This window comes from Pseudomonas sp. CJQ_9 (assembly GCF_043106615.1).
Taxonomy (GTDB): domain Bacteria; phylum Pseudomonadota; class Gammaproteobacteria; order Pseudomonadales; family Pseudomonadaceae; genus Aquipseudomonas; species Aquipseudomonas juntendi.
The window spans coordinates 1-26175 of record NZ_JBICMS010000084.1 but is presented as its reverse complement, the minus strand read 5'-3'; the positions used below and the strand labels follow the sequence as shown (position 1 = coordinate 26175).

The 26175-nt window shown below is 64.9% G+C and carries 24 protein-coding genes; 16 read left to right on the top strand and 8 right to left on the bottom strand.

Going from position 1 to position 26175, the window contains the following annotated elements:
• The first annotated feature begins 236 nt into the window (after positions 1–236).
• Entirely contained in the window at positions 237–1031 is a 795-nt protein-coding gene (locus tag ACF8SD_RS17370; protein ID WP_392483438.1) for a DUF6515 family protein, read from the top strand.
• A 13-nt stretch (positions 1032–1044) separates the two neighbouring features.
• Here ACF8SD_RS17370 and ACF8SD_RS17365 read toward each other — a convergent pair whose 3' ends face one another.
• The gene (locus ACF8SD_RS17365; protein ID WP_009685411.1) at positions 1045–1917 is read right to left on the bottom strand and encodes a cation diffusion facilitator family transporter; all 873 of its coding nucleotides are present in this window, start codon (positions 1915–1917) and stop codon (positions 1045–1047) included.
• Positions 1918–1938: 21 nt separating this feature from the next.
• Positions 1939–2358, bottom strand: coding sequence for a hypothetical protein (locus ACF8SD_RS17360; RefSeq protein ID WP_029887386.1), 420 nt, complete (start codon positions 2356–2358; stop codon positions 1939–1941).
• 116 nt (positions 2359–2474) lie between these two features.
• On the opposite strand from ACF8SD_RS17360, the gene hrpB reads away from it, so the two are divergent.
• Positions 2475–5003, top strand: a complete 2529-nt coding sequence (gene hrpB / locus ACF8SD_RS17355) for an ATP-dependent helicase HrpB (RefSeq protein ID WP_392483437.1) — start codon at positions 2475–2477, stop codon at positions 5001–5003.
• Positions 5004–5050: 47 nt separating this feature from the next.
• Here the strand turns inward: hrpB and ACF8SD_RS17350 are convergent, their stop codons facing one another.
• On the bottom strand, positions 5051–5707 hold the full coding sequence (locus ACF8SD_RS17350) for a YciC family protein (protein ID WP_392483436.1): 657 nt from the start codon (positions 5705–5707) through the stop codon (positions 5051–5053).
• Positions 5708–5873: 166 nt separating this feature from the next.
• On the opposite strand from ACF8SD_RS17350, the gene ACF8SD_RS17345 reads away from it, so the two are divergent.
• The 5 genes from ACF8SD_RS17345 to ACF8SD_RS17325 all read left to right on the top strand — a co-directional run bounded on the left by ACF8SD_RS17345 (position 5874) and on the right by ACF8SD_RS17325 (position 10246).
• Positions 5874–6623, top strand: a complete 750-nt coding sequence (locus ACF8SD_RS17345; protein WP_392483434.1) for a DUF2076 domain-containing protein — start codon at positions 5874–5876, stop codon at positions 6621–6623.
• Positions 6624–6699: 76 nt separating this feature from the next.
• Positions 6700–7179 carry an NYN domain-containing protein gene (locus ACF8SD_RS17340; RefSeq protein WP_009681780.1) on the top strand — a complete coding sequence of 160 codons (480 nt, stop codon included), beginning with the start codon at positions 6700–6702 and terminating at the stop codon, positions 7177–7179.
• A gap of 8 nt (positions 7180–7187) precedes the next feature.
• The gene (locus ACF8SD_RS17335) at positions 7188–7793 is read left to right on the top strand and encodes a PolC-type DNA polymerase III (RefSeq protein WP_029887389.1); all 606 of its coding nucleotides are present in this window, start codon (positions 7188–7190) and stop codon (positions 7791–7793) included.
• 146 nt (positions 7794–7939) lie between these two features.
• Complete coding sequence (gene yedA, locus ACF8SD_RS17330; RefSeq protein WP_392483433.1) at positions 7940–8860, top strand: drug/metabolite exporter YedA; 921 nt, start codon at positions 7940–7942, stop codon at positions 8858–8860.
• A gap of 54 nt (positions 8861–8914) precedes the next feature.
• On the top strand, positions 8915–10246 hold the full coding sequence (locus ACF8SD_RS17325; protein ID WP_392483432.1) for a DEAD/DEAH box helicase: 1332 nt from the start codon (positions 8915–8917) through the stop codon (positions 10244–10246).
• Between the two features lie 27 nt (positions 10247–10273).
• Here the strand turns inward: ACF8SD_RS17325 and ACF8SD_RS17320 are convergent, their stop codons facing one another.
• The 3 genes from ACF8SD_RS17320 to ACF8SD_RS17310 all read right to left on the bottom strand — a co-directional run bounded on the left by ACF8SD_RS17320 (position 10274) and on the right by ACF8SD_RS17310 (position 13429).
• Complete coding sequence (locus tag ACF8SD_RS17320) at positions 10274–11515, bottom strand: TIGR03862 family flavoprotein (RefSeq protein WP_392483431.1); 1242 nt, start codon at positions 11513–11515, stop codon at positions 10274–10276.
• Positions 11516–11663: 148 nt separating this feature from the next.
• The gene (locus ACF8SD_RS17315) at positions 11664–12578 is read right to left on the bottom strand and encodes a histone deacetylase (protein WP_173891745.1); all 915 of its coding nucleotides are present in this window, start codon (positions 12576–12578) and stop codon (positions 11664–11666) included.
• Between the two features lie 164 nt (positions 12579–12742).
• Complete coding sequence (locus ACF8SD_RS17310; protein ID WP_173891185.1) at positions 12743–13429, bottom strand: histidine phosphatase family protein; 687 nt, start codon at positions 13427–13429, stop codon at positions 12743–12745.
• Positions 13430–13608: 179 nt separating this feature from the next.
• On the opposite strand from ACF8SD_RS17310, the gene ACF8SD_RS17305 reads away from it, so the two are divergent.
• The 4 genes from ACF8SD_RS17305 (at position 13609) to ACF8SD_RS17290 (ending at position 16917) form a co-directional block, all read left to right on the top strand.
• A complete protein-coding gene (locus tag ACF8SD_RS17305) occupies positions 13609–14178 on the top strand; it encodes a GNAT family N-acetyltransferase (RefSeq protein ID WP_009681789.1) in 570 nt (189 codons plus the stop codon).
• Positions 14179–14327: 149 nt separating this feature from the next.
• Complete coding sequence (gene tesB / locus ACF8SD_RS17300) at positions 14328–15197, top strand: acyl-CoA thioesterase II (RefSeq protein WP_009681790.1); 870 nt, start codon at positions 14328–14330, stop codon at positions 15195–15197.
• Positions 15194–15784 (top strand): HAD family hydrolase, encoded by a 591-nt coding sequence (locus tag ACF8SD_RS17295; protein WP_029887396.1) that lies wholly within the window; start codon positions 15194–15196, stop codon positions 15782–15784. The genes tesB and ACF8SD_RS17295 overlap by 4 nt, the downstream gene beginning before the upstream one ends.
• Before the next feature lie 122 nt (positions 15785–15906).
• Entirely contained in the window at positions 15907–16917 is a 1011-nt protein-coding gene (locus ACF8SD_RS17290; protein WP_173891184.1) for an NAD(P)-dependent alcohol dehydrogenase, read from the top strand.
• A 30-nt stretch (positions 16918–16947) separates the two neighbouring features.
• On the opposite strand, the gene ACF8SD_RS17285 is transcribed toward ACF8SD_RS17290, so the two are convergent.
• On the bottom strand, positions 16948–17649 hold the full coding sequence (locus tag ACF8SD_RS17285; RefSeq protein WP_173891183.1) for a FadR/GntR family transcriptional regulator: 702 nt from the start codon (positions 17647–17649) through the stop codon (positions 16948–16950).
• A 262-nt stretch (positions 17650–17911) separates the two neighbouring features.
• Between ACF8SD_RS17285 and ACF8SD_RS17280 the strand changes: the two genes are divergently transcribed.
• Both ACF8SD_RS17280 and gudD read left to right on the top strand, forming a co-directional pair.
• Positions 17912–19264 carry an MFS transporter gene (locus ACF8SD_RS17280; RefSeq protein ID WP_115294826.1) on the top strand — a complete coding sequence of 451 codons (1353 nt, stop codon included), beginning with the start codon at positions 17912–17914 and terminating at the stop codon, positions 19262–19264.
• A 19-nt stretch (positions 19265–19283) separates the two neighbouring features.
• On the top strand, positions 19284–20639 hold the full coding sequence (gene gudD, locus ACF8SD_RS17275) for a glucarate dehydratase (protein ID WP_392483429.1): 1356 nt from the start codon (positions 19284–19286) through the stop codon (positions 20637–20639).
• A 113-nt stretch (positions 20640–20752) separates the two neighbouring features.
• Here gudD and ACF8SD_RS17270 read toward each other — a convergent pair whose 3' ends face one another.
• Positions 20753–21640, bottom strand: a complete 888-nt coding sequence (locus ACF8SD_RS17270; RefSeq protein WP_173891181.1) for a LysR substrate-binding domain-containing protein — start codon at positions 21638–21640, stop codon at positions 20753–20755.
• Between the two features lie 99 nt (positions 21641–21739).
• Here ACF8SD_RS17270 and ACF8SD_RS17265 point away from each other — a divergent pair, with 99 nt between their 5' ends.
• The 3 genes from ACF8SD_RS17265 (at position 21740) to gabP (ending at position 26091) form a co-directional block, all read left to right on the top strand.
• Positions 21740–22690: a 2-hydroxyacid dehydrogenase gene (locus ACF8SD_RS17265; protein WP_173891180.1), complete on the top strand. Its 951-nt coding sequence runs from the start codon at positions 21740–21742 to the stop codon at positions 22688–22690.
• 176 nt (positions 22691–22866) lie between these two features.
• Complete coding sequence (locus tag ACF8SD_RS17260) at positions 22867–24210, top strand: MFS transporter (RefSeq protein ID WP_173891179.1); 1344 nt, start codon at positions 22867–22869, stop codon at positions 24208–24210.
• A 489-nt stretch (positions 24211–24699) separates the two neighbouring features.
• On the top strand, positions 24700–26091 hold the full coding sequence (gabP, locus tag ACF8SD_RS17255; protein WP_054882033.1) for a GABA permease: 1392 nt from the start codon (positions 24700–24702) through the stop codon (positions 26089–26091).
• Positions 26092–26175: the final 84 nt, after the last annotated feature.

The window sequence follows — 26175 nt, the reverse complement described above, 5'->3', positions numbered from 1 at the left end:
CGCCCTAGGCGGGCGGTCGCGGCCAGCCATCCAACCGGATCCGCAGGCCCCCGGGCTACACAGCTTCCAGAAGACGCTGTGAGGTGAGCCGGCGCCACAAGTGCCGAGCACGGACGACAATTCCTGAAGGGAGGCCCTGCGGCCTCCCTTTTTTCATGTCGGTAATTTTAATTGGCCGGCCTGAAGAGCACGGTAGACTGGCTGCCTGCTGCAGTTTACCTACCGAGAGGGATACCATGACGTCGCGCATCTGGCAGTTGGCAGGTGTTGGCTTGCTGGGGTTCGGCATCAGCCTTGGGGCGCTGGCCGAAGGGCCCGGCGACCCTGGGCCCGGTCGGCCGCTGAACGCCCGCGACGAAGTACGCCAGACCCAGCCGCCCCGGCAGGGCTACTACCAGGATATTCCCCGCCGCCATGGCGATGAGCATCGCTGGCAAGCCGGGGGGCCGGGGCCAAGGCCCGGTGGCGACTGGCAGGGGCGCCCGGACGGCCATGGCAATGGCTGGGGGCCGGGGCCGCAGTACCGCCCTGGGCACACGGTCGATCGTTTCCCTGACCGCTACTGGAAAGTGCCCTATCGCGGCCATGACTACTTCTACTCCGGCGGCTACTGGTACCGCCCGCATGGCGGCAATTACATCGTGGTAACCCCGCCTTACGGTGTGCGGGTCAATTACCTGCCGCCGTATGCACGGGAAGTGTGGGTGGGTGGGGCGTTGTTCTTCCTGGTTGCCGATACCTACTACCAGTACCTGGCAGACAGCCAGGAATATGTGGTGGTCAACCCGCCGGCGGTGGCGCCGCCACCCGCGCCGCCGGTTGCGGGCGGTTATGACGTGGTGGCGTACCCGATGTATGGCCAAGGCCCGGAGCAGCAGGAGCAGGACCGTTACCAGTGCCACCGCTGGGCGGTCAGCCAGTCAGGCTTCGACCCGGCCACCGCGACCTACGCGCCGCCGCCAAATGTGCTCAGCAGTTACCAACGCGCACTGGGGGCCTGCTTCAGCGGCCGAGGGTACAGCGTCAACTGACCCACGCGCAGGTTCAGACCGGGTCGGCATGCACCATCACATCCGCTTGCGGATAACGCTGGCGGATCACCCGCGAGGCTTCCACGCACAGCTCATGGGCATCATGCAGCGGCAACTGCCCGGGTAAATCCAGGTGCAGTTGTACGAACCACTGGTTGCCCGACAGCCGCGTACGCAGGTCGTGCACGCCTTTGACCCCGGGAATGGCCAACACCAGCGCGGCCATTTCCTCGCCCACATCGCCGGGCAACTCCTTGTCCATCAGGATGGCGATACTCTCGCGCGCGATCTGCAGCGCGCTCCACAGGATGTAGAGGGCAATGCCCAGGCCGAACAGCGCATCCAGCTGCGGCCAGCCGAAACGGGCCAGTAACAGCGCCAGCAGGATGCTGCTATTGAGCAGCAGGTCCGAACGGTAGTGCAGCGAGTCGGCCCGGATCGCCGTGGAGCCGGTCAGGCGGATGACCTTGTACTGGAAGGCCAGCAGGGCGACCGTCAGCACCAGTGACAGCAGCATCACCGCGATACCGATGCTGGTATCACCCAAGGGTTGTGGCGTATGCAGGCGCTCGACCGCCTGCACGCCGATCAATACGGCACTGACGCCGATGAACAGCGCCTGCGCCATGCCGGCCAGGGCTTCGGCTTTGCCATGCCCGAAGCGGTGGTCGTCATCAGCCGGGCGCAGGGCGTAGTGCACGGCCAGCAGGTTGAGGAACGAGGCGACGGCGTCCAGTGCCGAGTCGGTGAGCCCGGCCAGCAGGCTGACCGAGCCGCTCAGCCACCAGGCCAGCGCCTTGCTCACTACCAAGATGCCGGCCACCGCCAGCGAGGCGCGGGTGGCCAGGCGCAACAGGCGCTGGTGTTCAGCCGGGGTGGTTATCATCCGTGGTCAGGTCCTTGTGGTTCAGGCTGCTGGCATCAGGCCAAGGCTGGCCAATTGCTCGACACTGCCGCGGTGCTGGATAAGCCGCGGGTCGTCAAGCGGCAGGCGCTGGCCCAGTTCGGTTTCAAGAATGGCCTGCAGTTTCAGGTTGTCGACCTTGCCATCCGGGCTGACGGCCTGTTGCAGTTTTGCCGGATCGACCTGGGCGGTGTGGCCGCCTGGGTAGTAGATGGCGCCGGTGGCGAAGTCGATGCCGAAGGCGATCAGCCCGGGGATCACGTAGAAGAGGATGCCGATAGCGTCCATGGCGGCAACCACCGGGTCGATCTTGCCACCGATCTGGCCGCGACGGTCCGGGTAGAAAATGGTGCCGCAGGCGGTCAGTTGGGTCAGCAGGGTAACCACGAGTGCGCCACCGATGGCGCGGGTTGGGATGCGCATGACAATCTCCGAAAGGGTATTGAGCAGGGCAAGCGAAGCGCCTGCGCCTGATGCTAAGACCATGATAAGGCAGGCTGCGTTCGCCGTTATACTCGCCAGACTGTTCGAGGACCACCATGATTTCATTACCCATTGATGCGGCCTTGCCCGCTTTGCGCCAAGCCTTGCAAACCCGTGACGAAGCGGTGCTCGAGGCGCCCCCGGGGGCGGGCAAGACCACCCGTGTGCCGCTGGCGTTGTTGCACGAGCCATGGCTGGCCGGGCAGACCATCCTCATGCTGGAACCTCGGCGCCTGGCCGCCCGCGCGGCGGCCGAGCGGCTGGCCAGTGAGCTGGGTGAGCATGTTGGGCAAACCGTGGGCTACCGCATTCGCCTGGACAGCAAGGTGGGCCCCAGCACCCGTATCGAAGTGGTCACCGAAGGTATTCTTACCCGTCGCCTGCAAGCCGACCCGGCACTGGAAGGGGTGGGCTTGCTGATTTTCGACGAATATCACGAGCGCAGCCTGGATGCCGACTTGGCGTTGGCGCTGAGCCTCAACGGCCGTGAGCTGCTGCGTGACGACCCGCCCCTGAAAATCTTGCTGATGTCTGCCACGTTGGAGGGCGAGCGCTTGTCACGCTTGCTGGACGACGCGCCGGTCGTGCGCAGCGAGGGCCGCATGCACCCGGTGGATATCCGCTGGGGGCGGCCGTTCCAGCCGGGGGAATTCATCGAACCCCGGGTCGTGGAAAGCGTGCTGCAGGCGCTCGCCGACCAGGCGGGCAGCGTGTTGGTGTTTCTGCCGGGCCAGGCCGAGATCCGCCGGGTGCACCAGCATCTGCAGGAGGCCTTGGGCGAGCGCCCCGAGATCCTGCTGTGCCCGCTGCATGGCGAGCTGGACCTCAATGCCCAGCGGGCTGCCATCGACCCGCCGCCGGCGGGCCTGCGCAAGGTGGTGCTGGCCACCAATATTGCGGAAACCAGCCTGACCATCGAGGGCGTGCGGGTGGTGATCGACGCCGGCCTGGCCCGTGTGCCGCGTTTCGACCCAGGTAGTGGCATGACCCGCCTGGACACCCAGCGGATCTCCCGCGCCAGTGCCACCCAGCGGGCCGGCCGGGCTGGGCGCCTGGAGCCGGGCGTGTGCTACCGCCTGTGGTCCGAGGCCCAACATGACCAGCTTCCCGCCTACGGCACTGCCGAGATCCTGCAGGCAGACCTGGCCGGTCTGGCCCTGCAACTGGCCCGCTGGGGCGTCACCCCCGAGCAGTTGCGCTGGCTTGACCACCCCCCCGCGGCCGCCTTCGCTCAGGCCCAGGACCTGCTGGCGCGGCTGAACGCGTTCAAGCCAGGCCGCCGCGACAGCCTCAGCGAGCACGGCCAGGCCATGGCCGAGCTGCCGGCGCATCCACGTATCGCGCACTTGCTGCTGCGCGGCCAGGCGCTGGGCCTGGCACAGATGGCCTGCGATGTGGCGGCGCTGCTGGGCGAGCGGGATATACAGCGCGGCGGTGGCGCAGACCTGCACAGCCGGTTGGCGCTGGTCAGTGGCGAGAGCAAGGCGGTACGGGGCGGCCACGGTGGCGTGCAACGTGCCCGGCAACTGTCGCGCCAGTACCGTGGCCTGCTACGTGGCAAGGCCAGCGCGGCGGTCGCCGAACCGGGCCACCCACGCTGGCTGGGTGCACTGCTGGCACTGGCCTACCCCGACCGCGTTGCCCAGCAGCGCCGCGAAGGGGGAGCCGAGTACCGCCTGGCCAATGGCCGGGCGGCGCTGTTTGCCGAGGTCGATGCCCTGATGAAGTGCCCGTGGCTGGTAATCGCCGACTTGGGTAGCCGCCAGGGCCAGCGTGAAGAGCGTATCTACCTGGCCGCAGCGTTCGATTCCAGCCTGTTCGAGGATGTGCTGGCCGAGCAGGTGGAGCAGGTCGACATGCTCGATTGGGACGAGCGTGAACAGGTACTGCGCGCCGAGCGCCAACTCAAGGTGGGCGAGCTGGTGCTCAGCCGTGAGCCGCTGCCAGGCCTGGATAACGACGCCAAAGCTCGCGCGCTGCTTGGGCTGGTCCGCCGCAAAGGCTTGAACCTGCTGACCTGGACGCCGGAACTGCGCCAGTGGCAGGCGCGGGTCGCACTGTTGCGCCAGCTGGACTTGGCCGGGCAGGGCCACAGCGAGTGGCCCGACCTCAGTGACGAGGCCTTGCTCGCCAGCCTGGAAGACTGGTTGCAGCCGTATCTGGGCAAGGTCTCCCGACTGAGCCATTTCGCGGCCCTGGACTTGCCATCGCTGCTGCGCAACCTGTTGCCCTGGCCGCTGCCGCAGCGCCTGGAAGAACAGGCCCCGGCACACCTTGCCGTGCCCTCTGGCTCGAACATTCGGCTGGATTACAGCGAGAACCCGCCGATCCTCGCCGTGCGCCTGCAAGAGTTGTTTGGCCTGGCCGACACCCCGCGTATCGCCAACGGCCGCCAGCAGGTCAAGCTGCACCTGCTGTCACCGGCACGGCGCCCGGTGCAGGTCACCCAGGACCTGGCCAATTTTTGGCGTACGACCTACGCCGAGGTGAAAAAGGACCTCAAAGGGCGCTATCCCAAGCACTACTGGCCAGATGACCCACTGGTGGCAGAGGCCACGGCCCGGGCCAAGCCACGGGGCACCTGAAGGCGGCGCGGTGCCCTGCGCGCTGGCAGGCGACCGGGAGGGCGCCCTCAGGCGCCGGCTTTTTCTTCCAGCAACATGAACAGCCGGTAGAGCACCACGGTGCTGAACAGCTGCAGGAAGCCGCTGAGGCTGTCCATGGCCAGCTCCATGGCCGGCGATGGCTCGGGGAACGCCATGAGCAGCAACCCGTCGATCAGCCAGATCGGGGCCAGCACCGCGACCACGCAAACCATGATGCGCATGAAATGCCCGGTGGTCATGCTGGCGCTGTCGCGCATCGCCTGCACCACCGGCCGGCCACGCAGTACCAGCAGGTACTCGGCGAACACCAGGTTGATCATGACCCACACGCCCGGGAATACGAACAGGGCCAGGCCCGCCATGATCAGCAGCGAGCTGATCAGGATCAGCAGGGCCAGTTGCGGCCACAGTTGCAAGGCGCGGGCGAACAGGTCGCGCTTGGCGATGTCCTGGCCCTGGCTACGGGTGTCCAGGTACAGGATCAGGGCGGCGCTGTACAGCGGATAGCACAGCAGGCTGATCAGCATGCCGTAGGCGGGCGATGCCTGGTCGCCCAGTTGCCGGTACAGCAGTTGGGTGAGCAGGGCCTCCAGCACGACCAGCGGCAGGCACAGCTGGATGATGTTCGGCAGGTGGCGGCGGAAAAAGTACAGGGAGTCGCGCAGGACGCTCAGCGGATTCATCGGGCTATATCGCATGGCAGTAAAAACAGGTGCATCACTTTAGCCCAAAGCAGGCGTGGCGCTGTCACTTGCTGAAAAATGTTTCACCCTTGCAGCGATTGAATCGCGCGGCGCAACGCCCCATCTTTGAGGTTGTCCGTTGTCCCGCTACCCATGAGGTCGCCCCATGAACACTGAAGAACAAACCCTGATCGACGGCCTGTTCGGCCGTCTCAAGCAAGCCGAAGACCCCAGCCAGCCGCGCGACCCGCAGGCCCAGGCCTGCATCGAGCAGCACCTGCGCCAGCAGCCGGCTGCGCCTTACTACATGGCCCAGGCGATCCTGGTGCAGGAAGCGGCGCTCAAGCGCCTCGACGAGCAGAACAAGCAACTGCAGGCCGAGCTGGAACAGGCCCGTGCCCAGGCGGCCCAGGGCGGCAACAGTGCGCCCAGCGCTGGCGGTGGCGGTTTCCTGTCCAGCATTTTTGGTACGGGCGGGCGCACTGCAGCGCCGCCGGTGCAGCCACAGCGGCCAGCGCCTGCGGCGGCATCGGCTGGCGGCTGGCGTGAGCCAGCGGCACCGACCTATGCGCAACCGCCGGCACAGCAGCCTGGCGTGGGCGCTGCGCCGGCACGCAGTGGTGCCAGCAGCTTCCTCGGTGGGGCCATGCAGACCGCTGCCGGTGTGGCCGGTGGTGTGTTGCTGGCGCAAGGTATCAGCAGCCTGTTCAACCACAACGCCCAGCCCGAAGAGGTGGTCGAGGTGATCAAGGAAGAGCCTGCGCCGGCCAGTGACAGTGGTGGCTGGAATGACCAGGGCGGGCAGCAGCAAGTGGCCGACAATGGTGGCTGGGGCAGCGACCAGGGTGGTTACGCCGACACCGACTACAGCAGCGATGACGGTGGGTTCTTCTCGGACGACGACTCCTACGTCTGACAGGTCTGGCATACTGCTGGCATTTCCGGGGCAGCGCAGCGGCCCCGGCATTCCAGGCCAGACAAGAGGTTCCCAGGTGAAAAAGATCGCGCTGTTCGCCGATGTGCAGAACCTCTACTACACCGTGCGCCAAGCCCATGGTTGCCATTTCAACTACACCGCCCTGTGGGCCGATGTCTGCCGCGAAGGGCAGATCGTCGAGGCCGTGGCGTATGCCATCGACCGCGGCGACAGCAAGCAACAACAGTTCCAGCAGATCTTGCGCAACCTTGGTTTCGACGTGCGCCTCAAACCCTTCATCCAGCGCAGCGACGGCTCGGCCAAGGGTGACTGGGACGTGGGCATTACCCTGGATGTGATCGATGCCGCCAGCCGGGTCGACCAAGTAGTGCTGGCCTCGGGTGACGGCGATTTCGACCTGCTGCTGGAGCGGGTGATCCAGCGCCACGGCACTGAGGCGGTGGTGTATGGTGTGCCCGGGCTGACGGCGCTGTCACTGATCCGTGCCGCCAGCCGCTATGTACCCATCGAGGGTAAGTTGTTGCTCAAGCACTGAGGTCATTCGTGGAACGTATCGCTGTCATCGACTTTGAAACCACCGGCATTTCCCCTGGTGCCGGCTGCCGCGCCACCGAAGTGGCGGTGGTCATGCTGGAAGGCGGGCGTATTGTCGAGCGCTACCAGAGCCTGATGAACGCCGGTGTGCCGGTACCCGCATTCGTCGCCGGGCTGACCGGCATCACCACGGCGATGCTGCGCAGTGCGCCGCCGGTCGACAAGGTCATGAACGAGGTGGCCGAGTTTGTGGGTGAAACCCCGCTGCTGGCACACAACGCCGCGTTCGACCAGAAGTTCTGGGATTACGAACTGGCGCGCATCGGCCGCAGCCGCAGCCAGTCATTTGCCTGTTCGCTGTTGTTGTCGCGGCGCCTGTTGCCGGCAGCGCCGAACCACAAGCTGGGCACCCTGACCCGCTGGGCGGGGCTGCCGGACACCGGTACTGCGCACCGGGCCATGGCCGATGCCGAAATGGCCGCCAACCTGATGCAGCACCTGGCCGGCGTGTTGCGAGAACAGCATGGTGTGCAGCAGCTCTCGCATGGCCTGTTGTGCCGGTTGCAGAAAACACCGGCAGCGAAGCTGCGCGAGGCGCTGGTCAAGTATGCTTGAGGCGTGTTCGGCGCTCGCTTCAAGCGGCGCCCGCTTCAAGCCGAATGCACCGAAGGTGTGCCGCTCATTTCAAGCCATTCTGTAACTTCTGTTCGCTCAGGCAGGCCCCTAGACTGTTCACCCGTAAACGGATTTCGAGTGTTCCAATGCCTGCCTCCCGTCGCTTTCCCTGGTTGCTCATCGGCGCCTTCCTGGCGCTGTACCTGGTCTGGGGCTCCACGTACCTGTTCATCCGCATTGGCGTCGAGAGCTGGCCACCGATGCTCATGGCCGGTGTGCGTTTCCTGATCGCGGGTAGCCTGCTGTACGGTTTTCTGCGCTGGCGCGGGGCGCCGGCACCCACGTGGCCGCAATGGCGGGCTGCCGGGGCAATCGGCTTTCTGCTGCTAAGTTGCGGCAACGGTGGGGTAACGGTGGCCGAGCACGCCGGCGTGGCCTCGGGGGTGGCAGCCCTGGCGGTGGCGACGGTGCCGCTGTTCACCTTGCTGTTCGGCCTGCTGTTCGGGCACCGCAACTCGAAACTGGAGTGGGCGGGCATTGCCCTTGGGCTGCTGGGTATCGCCCTGTTGAACCTGGGGTCCAACCTGCAGGCGAGCCCGATTGGCGCAGCGCTGATCATTTTTGCCGCGGCCTCGTGGGCATTCGGTTCGGTGTGGAGCAAAAGCCTGCCCCTGCCACAGGGGCCAATGGCCAGTGCCGCAGAAATGCTGGTGGGTGGCGCAGTGCTGTTGCTGGGCAGCCTGCTGTCGGGCGAGCGCATGACGCAGGTGCCAAGCGCTGCCGGCTGGGGCGCGTTGGCCTACCTGGTGTTCTTCGGCTCTATCCTGGCCTTCAGCGCCTACATGTACCTGCTCAAGCACGTGCGCCCGGCAGCTGCCACCAGCTACGCCTACGTCAACCCGGCCGTGGCGGTGCTGTTGGGGATCCTGTTTGCCGGTGAACAGATCGGTGCCGAAGAGTGCGTGGCGATGGCGGTGATCATTGGCGCAGTGGTGCTGATCGGCCTGCCGCAGTGGCGCAAGCCTGCCAAACCCGTGTTGCCGTTGAGAGGCGAAATCTGCAAGTAGGCAGGAGCGATGCGGTAAACTTGCCGGCTTCGCTGAACCCCTGACGGTATTGCCATGAATTTCGCCCAACTCGGCCTGATCGAACCGCTGCTGCGCACCTTGCAGCAGCTGGGCTACACCACCCCCACGCCGGTGCAGGCCAAGGCCATTCCCGCCGTGCTGGCCGGCCGCGACCTGATGGCCGCGGCCCAGACCGGCACCGGAAAAACGGCAGGCTTTGCCCTGCCGGTATTGCAGCGCCTGGCCCTGGAAGGCGAGAAAGTGGCCAGCAACTCGGTCCGTGCCCTGGTGCTGGTGCCGACCCGAGAGCTGGCCGAGCAGGTGCACAACAATGTGCGCGAGTACGCCGAGAACCTGCCGTTGAGCACCTATGCGGTGTACGGCGGGGTCAGCATCAACCCGCAGATGATGCGCCTGCGCCGTGGCGTCGACCTGCTGGTCGCCACCCCTGGCCGCCTGCTCGACCTGTTCCGGCAGAACGCGGTCAAGTTCAACCAGGTACAGACCCTGGTGCTGGACGAAGCCGACCGCATGCTCGACCTGGGCTTTGCCGAAGAGCTGCAATCGGTCTATGCCGCGTTGCCACGCAAGCGCCAGACTTTGCTGTTTTCCGCCACGTTCTCCGAGCAGATCCGCCTGCTGGCAGGGCTGGCCCTGAATGACCCGCTGAGTATCGAAGTCAGCCCACGCAATGCTACTGCCGCCAGCGTCAAGCAGTGGCTGGTACCTGTGGACAAAAAGCGCAAGGAAGACCTGTTCTGCCACCTGATGCGCAAGCAGCGCTGGAAGCAGGTGCTGGTATTTGCCAAGACCCGTAACGGCGTCGACCAGTTGGTGGCGCGCTTGCTGGCCGAGGGTGTGAATGCCGATGGTATCCACGGTGACCGCCCGCAGGCGACCCGCCAGCGCGCGCTGGACAGCTTCAAGGCCCGGGAAATCCAGGTGCTGGTGGCCACCGACGTGGCTGCCCGTGGCCTGGATATCGACGATTTGCCGCTGGTGGTCAACCTGGACCTGCCCATCGTTGCCGAGGACTACGTGCACCGTATCGGCCGCACCGGGCGGGCCGGCAACAAGGGCGAGGCGATTTCGCTGGTATGCGCCGATGAAGTGCAGCTGCTGGCGGCGATTGAGGTGCTGACCCGCCAGACCCTGCCGCGTCATGAAGAACCGGACTTCATTCCGGATCACCGGGTGCCGATGACCGACGCCAGTGGCCAGGTGATCAAGAAGCCGAAGAAGCCCAAAAAGCCGAAAGAGAACAGCGCCAAGCGTGGCTTGGGGCGCTGGATGGACAGCACCGAGGGGGGCAATGCCGAGCCTGCGGTGAAGGCGGTGCGCAAGGTACCCAGCTTCAATGGCGGGCCGCGCAAGCGCAAACCCTAGCCTTGCGGCGCCCACAGTGGGGCGATGTCAGCCGTGGGCTTTGAGCCATTGTGCAGCAGCCCGCCCGGCGTGCTGCCCGCTGGCAAAGCATGCGGTGAGCAGGTAGCCCCCGGTCGGTGCCTCCCAGTCCAGCATCTCGCCGGCACAAAACACCCCCGGCATGCTTTTGAGCATCAGCCCTGCATCCAGCCCCTCGAAACGGACACCGCCGGCGCTGCTGATCGCTTCATCCAGCGGCCGCGTGCGCACCAGGGTGATTGGCAGGGCCTTTATCGCCTGCGCCAACGCTTCAGGGCTGGCAAAGGTTGCAGGGTCGGTCAGCTCGCGCAACAGTGCGGCTTTTACCCCATCGATACCGAGCTGGCTGTGCAGGTGCTTGGCCATGGAGCGCGACCCCCGTGGCCTGGCCAGTGCCTGGGCAATCTTGTCCACAGGCTTGTCCGGCAACAGGTCAAGCAACAACACGCCCCGGCCATCGCGGTTGATGGCCTCACGCACCGGCGCCGACCAGGCATACACCAGGCTGCCTTCCACACCTTGCGCGGTGAGGATGAACTCACCTTTGCGCGGTGCACTGCCAGGCACGCTGAGGGCGATGTTCTTCAGCGGCGCGCCGGCGAACTTGTCTTTCAACAGCGCGCTCCAGCCGGCGACCTCGAAACCGCAGTTGCTCGGTTGCAGGGGCGAGATATCCACAGCCCGTTCGGCCAGCAGCGCTTGCCAGCTGCCGTCGGAACCCAGGCGCGCCCAACTGCCGCCGCCCAGCGCCAGCACCAGCACAGCGGCGTTGACCAGGCGTTCGCCCTGTGGATAAGCGATGCGCAAGGCCCCCTCGGCGTTCCAGCCGAGCCAGCGATGGCGGGTGTGGATAACTACCCCGCTGTCGCGCAGGCGCTTGAGCCAGGCGCGCAGTAACGGGGCGGCTTTCATGTCGCTGGGGAATACCCGGCCTGATGTGCCGACGAAGGTCTCGATGCCCAGGCCGTGAATCCACTGGCGCAAAGCATCCGCGTCGAACTCGCCCAGCAGCGTGCCGATTTCACCTTGGCGTTCGGCATAACGGGCCACGAACGCGGGGTAAGGCTCGGAATGGGTGATGTTCATGCCGCCGACACCGGCCAGCAGGAACTTACGGCCCACCGAAGGCATGGCATCGAACACCTCGACCGCCAAGCCTGCCTGGGCCAGGGCTTCAGCGGCCATCAGGCCGGCGGGGCCGCCACCGATGACGACAGCAAGGGGAGGCGATGCGGGGTTGAAATCGGGCATGGTGGGCAGCAGGCTGTGGAAAAGAGGCGCATTCTAGCGCAGCGCTGCCCCCGGAAGCACTGGTCAAAAAACAACCAGTGTTCTGCAGGCCTTGCTGCTCAAGGCCTGCAGCGGCTTTCCCGCAGGTTATCCACAAGCGGTTCCACAGTCATTGTGAACAACCGATGACACGCGCAGCGCTGTGGTGAAGAATGCCGTGGCGTTTGGCCAGGGCCACCCGGTCCTTGCTGTAGCCGCCGCCGATCACACCCATTACCGCAATATCGCGGCCCAGGCAGTGACGCAGCACGGCCTCGTCGCGGGCGGCCACGCCGGCGTCCGTCAGTTGCAGGTAGCCCAGCGCGTCGTCCTTGTGCACATCGACGCCGGCGTCGTACAGCACCAGGTCGGGTTGATACAGCGGCAGCAGGTAGTTGAGGGTGTCGTCCACCACGTTCAGGTAGGCGCTGTCGCCCATGCCCCGCGGCAGGGGAATGTCCCAATCGCTGTGGGCCTTGCGTGCCGGGAAGTTCTGTTCGCAGTGCAGCGAGACCGTGATGGCCTCCGGGGTATCGTGCAGGATGCGTGCGGTGCCGTCGCCCTGGTGCACGTCGCAATCGAAGATCAGCACCCGCTGGACACGGCCGGCCTCCAGCAGGTAGCGGCTGATCACTGCCAGGTCATTGAAGATGCAGAAGCCGGCAGGGTGGTCGTAGTGGGCATGGTGGGTGCCACCGGCCAGGTGGCAGGCAACGCCATGCTGCAGCGCCAGTTCGGCCGTCAGCAGCGAGCCGCCCACGGCCCGTACGGTGCGCCGGGCCAAGGCTTCGCTCCAGGGCAGGCCGAGGCGACGTTGGTCTTCGCGGGACAGCTCGCCATTCATGTAGCGTGCGATGTAGTCGCGGTCATGGGCCAGGGCGAGGATATCGTTGGGGCAGATGTCTGGGCGCAGCAAAGCCTGGTCGGTGGTCAGCCCACTGTCGACCAGGTGGTCGTGCAGCAGGCGGAACTTGTCCATCGGGAAGCGGTGCTCGGCAGGGAACTCCGGGCTGTAGTCTTCGTGGTAGATCAGCGGCAACGGCATGGGGGAGGTCGCGGTCAGGGCCAGTGCTGATCTTGCCATGGCCGGGGCAGCTTTGCTGCCCAATCGCCGGCAAGCCGGCTCCCACATGGGCCGCATCAGGGCTGACAGGTGTTTGCCACAGCGCCTGTGTGGCTTGCCGGCGATGAGGCCCGAGCAGGCCACTGCTATTTTGCGGCGCTGGCCAGCACCCGCTGCCAGTCGGGCTCATTCAGGCGGCCGAGGATGCGTGCCTTGCCGTTACCGTCCACCGAAACGAACAGCGCGCTGGCGTAGGCGCTTTCACGCTCGCCGCCGGCCACGTGCTGCTGGCGGGCGAAGTGATCGATGCAGCCGTTATGGGTCACCAGCACCAGGTTGTGCCCGGCACGCTTGTGCGCCAGGGCATCGCTGGCGAACTGGCTGTCGCAGCTTTCCAGCCAGTCTTCGCTGGCCACCGCCTGGCCGAGGATGAAGTGCGCGGTTTGCCGGGTGCGCAGTTTCGGGCTGCTGAGCATATCGGTGTTGGCCAGGCCCAGTTGGTGCATGCCTTGGCCCACCCGCGTGGCAGCCTGGCTGCCGGCCACGGTAATGCCGGTGGGGTCGTCCAGGCACGGGCCCGGGGCGCTGTCGCAGCGTTCGGCGTGGCGGATCATCACGATCACGGCACCGTCGGCCCAGTGCTGCAGCAGGCCGCTGTCACTCAGTTGTTGCTCGATGCCAAGGTCCACGATATGCGTCCTCGTCGCCAGCCAGGTGGTCAAGGCCGCCACGACCATGCACAAGCCAAGTGCGGCACCAAGGGCTTTGCGAGACAGGCGCCGTTTGCGCCGGGCGTGAATGGCAGGGTGCCCCAGGGTATTGCTCGATAGCATGCGTTGCTCCAGTGACAGGGCCGTGGCGGGCACGGCAGTGATGGCCGCATTTTGCTAAGCGAGCTGTCGGGAGCCGGTGAAGGGCGTGTGAAAATTGCATTCGGTTGCGGCCCGTTGGGTGAACACCGCGCCGGCGCCTACGCTGTAGACTGTAATTCGGCAAAACCGGAGCAGGCCCGATGACCTCCACCCTTCAACTGGAAAGCGCGCGGCTGGTGCTGCGCCAATGGCACGACGATGACCTGCGTGAATTTGCGGCACTGTGTGCCGACCCGCAGGTGATGCGTTACTTCCCGGCACCGCTCACACGCCTTGAAGCTGCCGCGCTGATTGGCCGGATACGCGGGCACTTCAACGAATACGGTTTTGGTTTGTGGGCGCTGGAGCGCAAGGACAGCGGTGCATTCATCGGCATGACCGGCTTGCTGCAGGTAAACTTTGACGCCGATTTCGCGCCAGCCGTGGAGATTGGCTGGCGCCTGGCCCGGCGCCACTGGGGGCTGGGCTTTGCCAGCGAAGCCGCGTGGACCTGCCTGCGCTGTGCGTTCGCCCAATTGCGCCTGAACGAGGTGGTGTCGTTCACTGCCGAAAGTAACTTGCCATCGCAAAAGGTGATGCAGGCCATCGGCATGCAGCAAGACCTGCGCGGTAGCTTCGAGCACCCGCGCCTGCCCGCAGGCCACCCGCTACGCCCGCATGTGCTGTACCGCATCGACCGTGCGCACTGGGAGCACACCCTGCGCGCCTGAATGCACAGCCATGCTCGGTGCGAATGGCAAACGCTGTATTATTTGCCCATTGAAAGGGCGCTGGGCCGCAAGGGGTTCGGCGCCTGTGAGTTCGAGCGCCGCCCAGGCGGCGCAGCGCGAGCAAGGCTCGCTTCTACGGAGATGCCCCAATGAGTCATGTGTTGGACGACCTGGTCGACCTGTTGAGCCTCGAAGCCATCGAGGAGAACCTGTTCCGTGGGCGCAGCCAAGACCTGGGCTTCCGCCAGCTGTACGGCGGCCAGGTGCTGGGCCAGTCGTTGTCGGCAGCCAGCCAGACGGTCGAAGACGCGCGCCATGTGCACTCGCTGCATGGTTATTTCCTGCGCCCGGGAGACGCCAGCCTGCCGGTGGTGTACTCGGTGGACCGTGTGCGTGATGGCGGCAGCTTCAGTACCCGGCGGGTGACGGCGATCCAGAAGGGCCAGACCATTTTCACCTGTAGCGCCTCGTTCCAGTACGACGAGGAAGGCTTCGCCCATCAGGCGCAGATGCCCGACGTGGTCGGCCCGGAAAACCTGCCTACCGAAGTGGAACTGGCGCGTGCCATGGCAGACCATCTGCCTGAACGCATCCGCGACAAGGTGCTGTGCGCCAAGCCAATCGAGATTCGCCCGGTCACCGAGCGTGACCCGTTCAACCCCAAGCCAGGCGACCCGGTGAAATATGCGTGGTTCCGCGCAGACGGCAACCTGCCCGACGTGCCGGCCCTGCACAAGTACCTGCTGGCCTACGCCTCGGACTTCGGCCTGCTCACCACTGCGCTGGTGCCGCATGGCAAGTCGGTTTGGCAGCGTGACATGCAGATCGCCAGCCTCGACCATTCGCTGTGGTTCCACGGCAACCTGCGTGCCGACCAGTGGCTGCTGTATGCCACCGATAGCCCGTGGGCAGGTAATTCCCGTGGCTTCTGCCGCGGCAGCATTTTCAACCAGGCCGGGCAACTGGTGGCATCGTCGAGCCAGGAAGGCCTGATTCGCCACCGCAAGGACTGGGCATGAGCCTGCAGCAGGTGCGCAACTGGGTGTTCGACATGGACGGCACCCTGACCGTGGCGGTGCATGACTTTGCCGCCATTCGGGAGGCGCTGGGTATCCCTGCCGAAGACGACATCCTTACCCACCTGGCGGCTTTGCCAGCCGACGAAGCCGCGGCCAAGCATGCCTGGCTGCTGGAGCATGAGCGTGAGCTGGCGGAGGCCTCCACCGCGGCGACCGGGGCGGTTGAACTGGTGCGCGAACTGGCTGCGCGTGGTTGCCGGTTGGGGATACTGACCCGCAATGCGCGGGAACTGGCCCATGTGACGCTGGAAGCGATCGGCCTGGCGGACTGCTTCCCGGTAGAGCATGTGCTCGGGCGTGACGAGGCGGCACCCAAGCCGAGCCCGGATGGGTTGCTGAAGATTGCCGCGGCCTGGGGCGTGGCGCCGAGCGAGCTGGTGATGGTGGGTGACTACCGTTTTGACCTGGACTGCGGGCGCGCAGCGGGGGCACGCACGATATTGGTGAATGTGCCAGATAACCCATGGCCGCAACTGGTGGATTGGCACGCGGTCGATTGCCGGGCACTGAAGGTGATGCTGGGCTGAGTCGATAGTGCGCAGCCCGATCGCGACACAACGCCGCTGCTGCAAAGCCCGTGAAGCTTTTGCAGCCCATAGACCTGTCTATGCTCATTTCCATTCCTGACGTTGATACGGAGACCCAACCCATGACCAGCAAGGCCATCTACGTTCAACCTGGCGGCGGCTACGACAAGGTCGAGGTCGGCAGCAGCGAGGCTGCGGCCCCTCAGGCCGGCGAGATCACCGTGCGCCTGCACGCCAGTTCCCTGAACTACCACGACTTCGCCGTGGTGAGTGGCATGTGGGGGCCGAGTGAGCGGCGCATCCCCATGGCCGACGGTGCGGGCGAAGTCGTTGCCGTAGGGGCCGGCGTCAGCGAGTTTCAGGTCGGCGACAGTGTCGTCAGTACGTTCTTCCCGGACTGGCTCGATGGCCAGGCCAATGTCGAAGGCTTTGCCCGGGTGCCGGGTGACGGCATCGATGGCTACGCCCGCGAACAGGTCACCGCCCGTGCCACCGCGTTTACCCTGGCACCTTCGGGCTTCAGCCATGCCGAAGCCGCCACCCTGACCACTGCCGGCGTGACCGCCTGGCGCGCGCTGATGTGCGACGACCACCTCAAACCGGGCGACACGGTGCTGGTGCAGGGCACCGGTGGCGTGTCGATCTTCGCCCTGCAGTTCGCCAAGCTGGCAGGTGCCACGGTGATCGCCACCTCGTCCAGCGATGCCAAGCTGGAGCGGCTCAAGGCCTTGGGCGCTGACCACTTGATCAACTACAAGCGCACCCCGGCATGGGGGGAGAAAGTGCGCGAGCTGACCCATAACCGTGGTGTCGATCACGTGATCGAGGTGGGTGGCCCGGCTACCCTGGAGCAGTCGATGATCGCTGCACGGATCGGCGGGCATGTGTCGTTGATCGGCATTCTTACTGGCGTGGCCGGGCAACTGCCGCTGGTGCAGGCATTGGTGCGGCAGATTCGCCTGCAAGGGGTGCTGGTAGGCAGCCGGGCGCAGCAGCAGGCGATGGTGCGGGCCATTGATGCCAACGGTTTGCGGCCGGTGGTGGATAAGCACTTCGAGCTGGAGCAGATCGTCGACGCGTTCCGTTACCAGGAGAGCAACCGGCATTTCGGCAAGATCTGCCTGACCTGGTAAGCGCCGGGGCCGCTGTGCCGCAATTGCCCGTCAATCGGGTAGCAGCCGGTCGCGGCTGTTGGACAGGTGCAGGCACACCGCCGCGCGTGCCGCATCCGGGTCTTGCCGGCGGATGGCATTGAGGATTGCCTCGTGCTCCAGGTTGGCCAGGTATGCCTGCGCTGCCATCTTCGATCCACTGCGCTCGGCTTGGGCCATGCGGTTGCGCGGAATCAAGCCGTTACCCAGCTGCAGCAGCATCTCGGTGAAATACAGGTTGCCGGTGGCTTCGGCAATCAGCAGGTGAAAACGCCGGTCGGCCTCGATGCAGCTGTCACCTGCCGCCGCCAGGTCCTGGTAGTCATCCAGTGCCTGGCGCATGCGCGCCAACTGCCCATCATCGCGGCGTAGCGCTGCCAGCGCGGCGGCCTGGCCTTCCAGGCCAATCCGCAGCTCCAGCAAGTCGCGCACATTTGCTGCGCTTTCCGCTGCAACGCGCAACCCGGCCTGGGCTTGGCGCGCCATCACGAAGGTGCCGATACCGTGGCGCGGTTCCACCAGCCCCGAAGCCTGCAACTTCGACAAGGCTTCGCGAACCACCGTGCGGCTAACCCCGTGCTCGCGTACCAGTTTGTTCTCCGACGGCAGTTTGTCGCCGGGCTTGAAGGTGCCCAGCAGAATCTGCTGGGTCAGGCGGGAGACCAGGTCATGTGCGCGGCTGTGGCCGCGTTTGTGCGCGTGATCAGGAAGCATGCTGTGGTCTATCTCGTGTTGAGCTTGTATGACAAGTTAATTGATAAAAATATTTTTTGCCTAATTTTTCGCCATACGAGTGTGCAGTTAGACTGGTCGTTTTTGCAAGATCGAAACAAATTGGCTTTATTGCAGCTTGTATTTTGCCATTTGAGCGATGTTGTTGATCTTGTCGTACAACGTCTCGGGGCCTATGCTCGTTCCCACTGCCATGTCAGACAACCCCGACCCGCACAAAAACAATTTAGTGGGAGATCCACCTGTGAACGACACCCTCGCTCCGTCTGCCCGGAATGAAGGCGACGCGTTGGCCAGCGCCGTGGCCAAGGTCAAGCGCCACGTGCTGCCGCTGTTCGTCATCATGTTCATCGTCAACTACCTGGACCGCGTCAACATCGGCTTCGTCCGCCCGCACCTGGAAAGCGACCTGGGCATCAGCGCTGCAGCTTTTGGCTTTGGTGCCGGGCTGTTCTTCATCGGCTACGCGCTGTTCGAGGTGCCTTCGAACATGCTGCTGCAGAAGGTGGGTGCCCGCTTGTGGCTGACCCGCATCATGTTCACCTGGGGGCTGGTGGCCACGGCCATGGCCTTCGTGCAGAACGAAACCCAGTTCTATGTACTGCGCTTTCTGCTCGGCGTGGCCGAAGCGGGCTTCTTCCCTGGGGTGATCTACTACTTCACCCGCTGGTTGCCGGCGGCCGAGCGCGGCAAGGCAATCGCCATTTTTCTCAGCGGGTCGGCGCTGGCTTCGCTGATTTCCGGCCCCTTGGCCGGGGCCTTGATGCAAATCCAGGGGCTCGGCCTGCACGGCTGGCAGTGGATGCTGTTCATCGAAGGCATGGCCTCGGTGGCGTTGTGCTTCTTCGTGTTCTTCTGGCTCGACTCCAAACCGCAGGACGCCAAGTGGCTAAGCCAGGCCGAGCAGGATGCGCTGGTCGCGACCATCGACCGTGAACAGCAAGCGCGCGAGGCGCTGGGTGCGGTCAAGCCGTCGGCATGGAGCCTGCTCAAGGACCGCCAGATCGTACTGTTCTGCCTGATCTACTTCTGCATCCAGCTGACCATCTACGCGGCCACCTTCTGGCTGCCGAGCATCATCAAACGCATGGGCGACCTCAGCGACCTGCAGGTCGGCTTCCTCAACTCCATCCCGTGGTTGATCTCGATCCTGGCCATGTATGCCTTCGCTGCCGGTTCGGCACGCTGGAAGTTCCAGCAGGCCTGGGTGGCAGGCGCCCTGGTGGTCGCGGCCATCGGCATGTTCATGTCCACCACTGGCGGGCCGGTGTTCGCCTTTGTCGCCGTGTGCTTTGCCGCCATCGGCTTCAAGTCGGCCTCGTCACTGTTCTGGCCGATCCCGCAGGGCTACCTGGATGCTCGCATCGCGGCGGCGGTGATAGCCCTGGTCAACTCGGTCGGCAACCTCGGCGGCTTCGTTGCCCCCACCACGTTCGGCCTGCTGGAGCAGCAGACCGGCTCGATCCAGGGCGGGTTGTATGGCCTGGCGGTGACTTCGGTGCTGGCGGCAATTGCCATCTTCTTCGTACGTACACGCCCCAAGGGCGCACCTTCCGATAGCCTGAAGGCCCCTGCGGCCTTGGGCCAGACCCACTGACGACTGCGAGACAACAACCATGAATATGCAGACAACACCCGCCGTTCACACCAGCACCCCGGTGGTCACCGACCTGCGCGTGATTCCGGTGGCTGGCCACGACAGCATGCTGCTCAACCTCAGTGGCGCACATGGCCCGTTCTTTACCCGTAACGTGGTGGTACTGCGCGACAGCGCGGGCAACACGGGCCTTGGCGAAGTGCCGGGTGGCGAGAGCATTCGCCAGACCCTGGAAGACGCCCGCAGCCTGGTAGTAGGCCAGCCGATCGGTCACTACCAGCGCGTGCTCAATGCCATGCGCCAGACGTTCGCCAGCCGCGACTCGGCAGGGCGCGGCCTGCAGACCTTCGACCTGCGTATCACCGTGCATGCCGTGACGGCGATCGAATCGGCGCTGCTCGACCTGCTCGGCCAGCACCTGAGTGTGCCAATGGCGGCGCTGCTGGGCGAGGGCCAGCAACGTGATGCGGTGAAGATGCTGGGCTATCTGTTCTATATCGGCGACCGCCAGCAGACCGACCTGGCCTACCGCAACGAAGCGGACAGTGACGACGACTGGTTCCGTGTGCGCCATGAAAAGGCCCTGACACCCGAGGCCGTGGTGCGCCTGGCCGAAGCGGCCAAGCAGCGTTACGGCTTCAGCGACTTCAAGCTCAAGGGCGGCGTGCTGCGGGGGGAAGAGGAAATGGAAGCAGTGACGGCGCTGGCCGAACGCTTCCCCGAAGCACGCATCACCCTGGACCCCAACGGGGCCTGGTCACTCAAGCAAGCCATCGCCCTGTGCCGCGACAAACACGATGTGCTGGCCTATGCCGAAGACCCATGCGGCGCCGAGAACGGCTACTCGGGCCGCGAGGTGATGGCCGAGTTCCGTCGCGCTACGGGTTTGCCCACGGCTACCAACATGATCGCCACCGACTGGCGGCAGATGGGCCATGCGATCCAGTTGCAGTCGGTGGACATTCCGCTGGCCGACCCGCATTTCTGGACCTTGCAGGGCTCGGTGAGGGTGGCGCAGATGTGCAACGACTGGGGGCTTACCTGGGGTTCGCACTCCAACAACCACTTCGATATTTCGCTGGCGATGTTCACCCAGGTGGCGGCTGCCGCGCCGGGTGAGATCACCGCGATCGACACCCACTGGATCTGGCAGGACGGCCAGCGCCTGACCCGTGAGCCGCTGCGCATTGTCGACGGCCATGTGCATGTGCCGGCGCGGCCGGGGTTGGGGGTGGAGCTGGATGAGGATCAACTGGCCAAGGCCCACGAGTGCTACCGCAACATGGGGTTGGGGGCGCGGGATGACAGCGTGGCGATGCAGTTCCTGATTCCGGGTTGGCGCTTTGATAACAAGCGGCCTTGCCTGGTGCGTTAAGGCTGCTGGCCTCTTCGCGGGCTTGCCCGCTCCCACAGGTCCGGCGCAGCAGTTGAATCTTGCGCTGTACCTGCGGGAGCGGGCAAGCCCGCGAAAAGGCCAGCAGCTCCCTGTCAACCTGCTTCAAAAAACGCCCGCGCCATCTCTACGAATGCCCCCAGCACCGGGTTGGGGTTATCCCGGCAGAACGCCAGGAAGATCTCTGCCTGCTGCTCCATGCCCACCAGTGGCCTGAACGCCACCTGCTCCAGGCGCAGGGCTTGCGCCGATGCCGGCACCACTGCGCACCCCAGCCCTACATTGACCAGGCCCAGGATCGAATGCGTCTGCCCCAACTGATGCAAGTACCGCGGCTGCACTTGATGCCGGGCAAACAGGTTGGCGATACGGTCATGGAAATAACGCCCTTCGTTGGCGCTGTACATCACGAACGGTTGCTCGTCGAAGTCGCCCGGCCTGAGCCGCTCACGCGCCGCCAGCGCATGCCCGGCGGGCAGGGCGGCAACGAAGGGTTCACGGTGGATCGGCAAGTACTCCACGCGCGCGCTGGGCAGCACCTGGCGCACCAGGCCGACGTCGATCAGCCCCGCTTCCAGGTCGTGCACCTGCGTGCTGGAGACGCGCTCGCTAAGCACCAGTTCGATATCCGGCAGAGTCTGCCCGGCGTGCACCAGCAAGCGCGGGATCATGCTGTAGGCGCCAACGGCGGTGAACCCCAAGGTCAGCCGGCCGGCTTCGCCGTGGGCGATGCGCCGCGCCGATTGGCTGGCCGACTCGGCGATCTGCAGGATGCGCCGGGCGTCTTCGAGAAAGCTCTGGCCTGCCAGGGTCAGCCGCGCCTGGCGGTTGTTGCGCTCGAGCAGCAATACGCCCAAGGCATGTTCCAGCAGTTGGATCTGCCGGCTCAAGGGTGGCTGGGTCATGTGCAGGCGGGTCGCGGCGCGGCCGAAATGCAACTCTTCGGCCACGGCCACGAAGCAGCGCAACTGGTGCAGCTCCATGATTCAATTCCTGAATTATTCGATCCAGCATCTATATTAGACCTGTATCAAACGGCGGCCTAGCATCGAGTCATGTCTTTGAACTGCCGGACGCCCACCATGAACCACACCCCCATCGAAGTGCTGTTGACCCAGCCCTTGCCTGAGGCCATCGATGCCCAATTGGTCAGTGCCTATCAGGTCCATCGGCTGTACCAGCAGCCCAATCCGCAACAGCTACTGGAACAGGCCGGCCCGCGCATTCGCGGCGTGGTTACCGGCGGTGCCAAAGGCTTGCCCACCGCGCTGATGGACCAGCTGCCTGCGCTGGAGATCATCGCCATCAGTGGCATCGGCACCGACGCTGTCGACCTGCGCCATGCGGCCAGCCGCGGCATTCATGTCACCACCACGCCAGGCGTGCTGACTGCCGACGTTGCCGACCTGGCCATGGGGCTGATCATCAGCAGCCTGCGCCGCCTGGGCGAGGGTGAGCGGCTGGTGCGCGAGGGTTTGTGGGGCAAGGTCGACTTGCCACTGGCACGCCGGGTCAGCGGTTGTGCGCTGGGCATCGTCGGCCTTGGCCAGGTGGGCAAGGCAATCGCCCGCCGCGCTGCTGCGTTCGACATGAGCATTGCCTACAACGGGCGGCGCGAGCAGCCAGGCACAGGCTACCGCTATGAGGCGGACCTGGTTGAGCTGGCGCGGTCTGTGGATGTGCTGGTGGTCGCCGCTGCCGCCGACGGCGGGCAAGTGCTGGTGACGGCCGAGGTGCTGGAGGCGCTAGGGCCGCAGGGTTATCTGGTCAACGTGGCGCGCGGCAAGTTGGTGGATGAAGCCGCACTGGTCGAAGCGTTGCGCGAAGGGCGCATTGCCGGGGCCGGGCTGGATGTTTTCGTAGACGAGCCTTACGTGCCCCCGGCCTTGCTGGACCTGAACCAGGTCAGCCTGCAACCGCATCGGGGTAGCGCCACGCTGCAGACCCGGTTGGAGATGGGGCGCATGGTTTTGCTCAACCTTGAGGCCTGTTTGCGCGGTGAGCTGCCGCCGAATCGGGTGGTTCACCTTTAGGGCCCTTTCGCGGGCACGCCCGCTCCCACAGGCGTGATACAGGTCCTGAGCATTGTGCAGTACCTGTGGGAGCGGGCATGCCCGTGAAGAGGCCGGCACAGGCAACACAAAGGCCCCAGGGCCACCCCTTCTGCGCACAAGAACAATCGCTTCCACCGAGAAGCAAGAGGGTCCACATGAACAGCAAAACCGCCGTCGCCGCACCGCAGGCCCTGGCCGGGATCGGTCGCCATCGCTTCCTGGTCCTGGCGCTGATCTTTGTCATTACCGTCATCAACTATGCCGACCGCGCCACCTTGTCGATCACCGGCACCGAGGTGCTTGCGGACCTGGGCCTGGACCCGGTCATGCTGGGCATGATTTTCTCCGCGTTCGCCTGGGCCTATGCCCTGGGCCAGGTGCCCGGCGGCTGGCTGCTCGACCGCTTCGGTGCCCGGCGTGTCTACGGCATCAGCCTGATCCTGTGGTCGTTGTTCACGTTGCTGCAAGGCACCGTGGGCTGGGTGGGCCTGGCCGGTGCCTCGGCGGCGGTGGCGCTTTTCTCCATGCGTTTCATGCTTGGCCTGGTGGAGTCGCCGGCCTTTCCCGCCAACTCGCGCATTGTCAGCTGCTGGTTCCCGACCCGCGAACGTGGCACGGCATCGGCACTGTTCAACTCGGCGCAGTACATGGCGGTGGTGGTGTTTGCCCCCCTGATGGCGTGGATGACCCACGCCATGAGCTGGGAGCAGGTGTTTATCTGGATGGGCGTGCTGGGGCTGCTGCTGAGCGTGGTCTGGTTCCGTTTGTACCATGAGCCGCACAGCGCCCCGGGGTTGAGCCGCGAAGAGCTGGACTACATGCGTGAGGGTGGCGCCCTGGTCGACCTGGAACAGGAGCGCAAGGCCGCCAGGAGCAAGCCGACCCGCGCAGAGCTTGCGCAACTGTTCACCAGCCGCAACCTGTGGGCGGTGTACATGGGCCAGTACTGCATCACCGCGCTGACCTACTTCTTTATCACCTGGTTCCCGATCTACCTGATCAAGGGGCGCGGCATGACCATCATGGAGGCTGGCTGGGTGGCCGCGTTGCCGGCCATTTGCGGCTTCACGGGCGGCATTCTGGGGGGCTTCGTATCCGACTGGCTGATCCGCCGCGGCGTGCACCCGTCCAGGGCCCGCAAGACCCCGTTCATCATTGGCATGGCGCTGTCCACCTGCCTGGTGCTGGCCAACTATGTAGATGGCAACGCGGCGGTGATCGCCCTGATGACCCTGGCTTTCTTTGGCAAGGGCCTGGCGGCGGTGGGCTGGGCGGTGCTGTCGGATGTGGCGCCGACGAAGATGGTCGGCCTGTGCGGTGGTGTATTCAATGGCATCGGCAACATTGCCGGCATCGTCACCCCACTGGTGATTGGCTACGTAGTGGCCAGCACCGGCTCGTTCCACAACGCACTCTGGTTCGTGGCCGCCCATGGCGTGCTGGGGATCCTCGCTTACCTGTTGCTGGCCAGGCGCTTCGAGCGTACCGGGCAGGCGTAGGCAGACGCCTTGGCAACAGAGGCCCCGGGAGACCGGGGCTTTTTTGTGGCTGGCTGCCAGTGGTGTTGCCTATACCGGCCTATCGCCGGCAAGCCGGCTCCCACAGAGTACTTCACAGGTTCTGAAGCGTGTGGAGGACCTGTGGGAGCCGGCTTGCCGGCGATAGGGCCGGTACAGGCAATACACAACCAGATGAAAAACAAAAGCACCCAACGCCCCGATGGCGCGATTGGATATGCCATTCGCGACATATGGCGCCAAGGGAAATGCCCTGTCGTGATCGAACAGTTCCGGGGCGTTCTCGTGTAATTTCCCACCGCCCCGCGGGGCTTAAATGAAGCCCGAACCGCACTGACACCTTGCGCTGTGACGCGTGCCAAAGATCAACAACAGCATGCGAGCATTGTGTCGACCTACCCAACTCAAAGGAGCTATTTTCGCCTACGCCTGCCCGTCCATCCTTGTGTCAGCAAAAAGAGAACAACATCAATGAACACCGTGGGATCTGATGGCAACCTTGCACAAGGTTTCAAGCCACGACACGTAACGATGCTGTCTATCGCCGGCATCATCGGCGCCGGACTTTTCGTCGGCTCTGGCCACGCCATTGCGGCAGCCGGCCCAGCCACCATAATTTCCTATTTCGTAGCCGGAACCCTGGTGGTTCTGGTCATGCGCATGCTCGGCGAAATGGCCGTGGCGCACCCTGACACCGGATCGTTTTCCACCTACGCCGACCAGGCCATCGGCCGCTGGGCCGGCTACACCATCGGCTGGTTGTACTGGTGGTTCTGGGTACTGGTCATTCCGATTGAGGCGCTGGCCGCCGGGCATGTGCTGAACGCCTGGTTCCCCCAGGTGGACAGCTGGATCTTCGCCTTGGCCTCGGTGCTGTTGCTGGCCGGGACCAACCTGTTCAGCGTGGCCAAGTACGGCGAGTTCGAGTTCTGGTTCGCCATCCTCAAGGTCACGGCCATTCTCGGTTTCATCGGCCTGGGCTTTGCCGCGCTGATGGGCTGGCTGCCCAACCGCGAAGTCAGCGGCTTGAGCGGGTTGATGGCTGACTACGGCGGTTTTGCGCCCAATGGCTGGTCGGCTGTGGTCGGGGCGTTCATTACCGTGATGTTCAGCTTCATCGGCACCGAAGCCGTGACCATTGCGGCTTCCGAGTCCAGCGACCCGTCGCGCAACATCGCCAAGGCCACCCGCTCGGTGATCTGGCGCATCAGTACCTTCTACATCCTGTCGATCTTCGTGATCATCTCGGTGGTGCCGTGGAACGATCCGCAGCTGGCGGTGGTGGGTTCGTACCAACGTGCGCTGGAGATCATGAACATCCCCAACGCGGCATTGATGGTCGACCTGGTGGTGCTGGTGGCGGTAACCAGTTGCATGAATTCGTCGATCTACATCGCATCGCGGATGATGTACTCGCTGGCCAAGCGCGGTGACGCACCGGCCTTCCTCAACAAGACCTCGAAAGTTGGTGTGCCGCGTGCGGCGGTGTTTGGCAGCACCCTGATCGGGGCCGCCATCGCCATCCTCAACTACTTTGCGCCCAAGGGTGTGTTCGAGTTCCTGCTGGCCAGCTCTGGCGCCATTGCCTTGCTGGTGTACATGGTCATTGCCATCTCGCAGCTGCGCATGCGCCGCCGCCTGGAGCGGGAGAACACCGAGCTGAAGTTCCGCATGTGGCTGTTCCCGTACCTGACCTGGGCGGTGATCATTTTCATTGGCGGGGCGCTGGCGGTCATGATGTACACGCCTGAGCACCGCGCAGAGGTGAGCTCCACATTGGGGCTGGCGATTGTGATCTCCTTCCTGGGCATCGTGACTTCGCGGGGCCATGCGCAACCGGTAGGGGCGCGGTCGATGGGGTGAGTGGGGTCACCGGGGCAAGGCAGAAGGCACCTATGGATAGGTAAAGCCTGTCAGTTAAGCGTTACTGGGGCTGCTTTGCAGCCC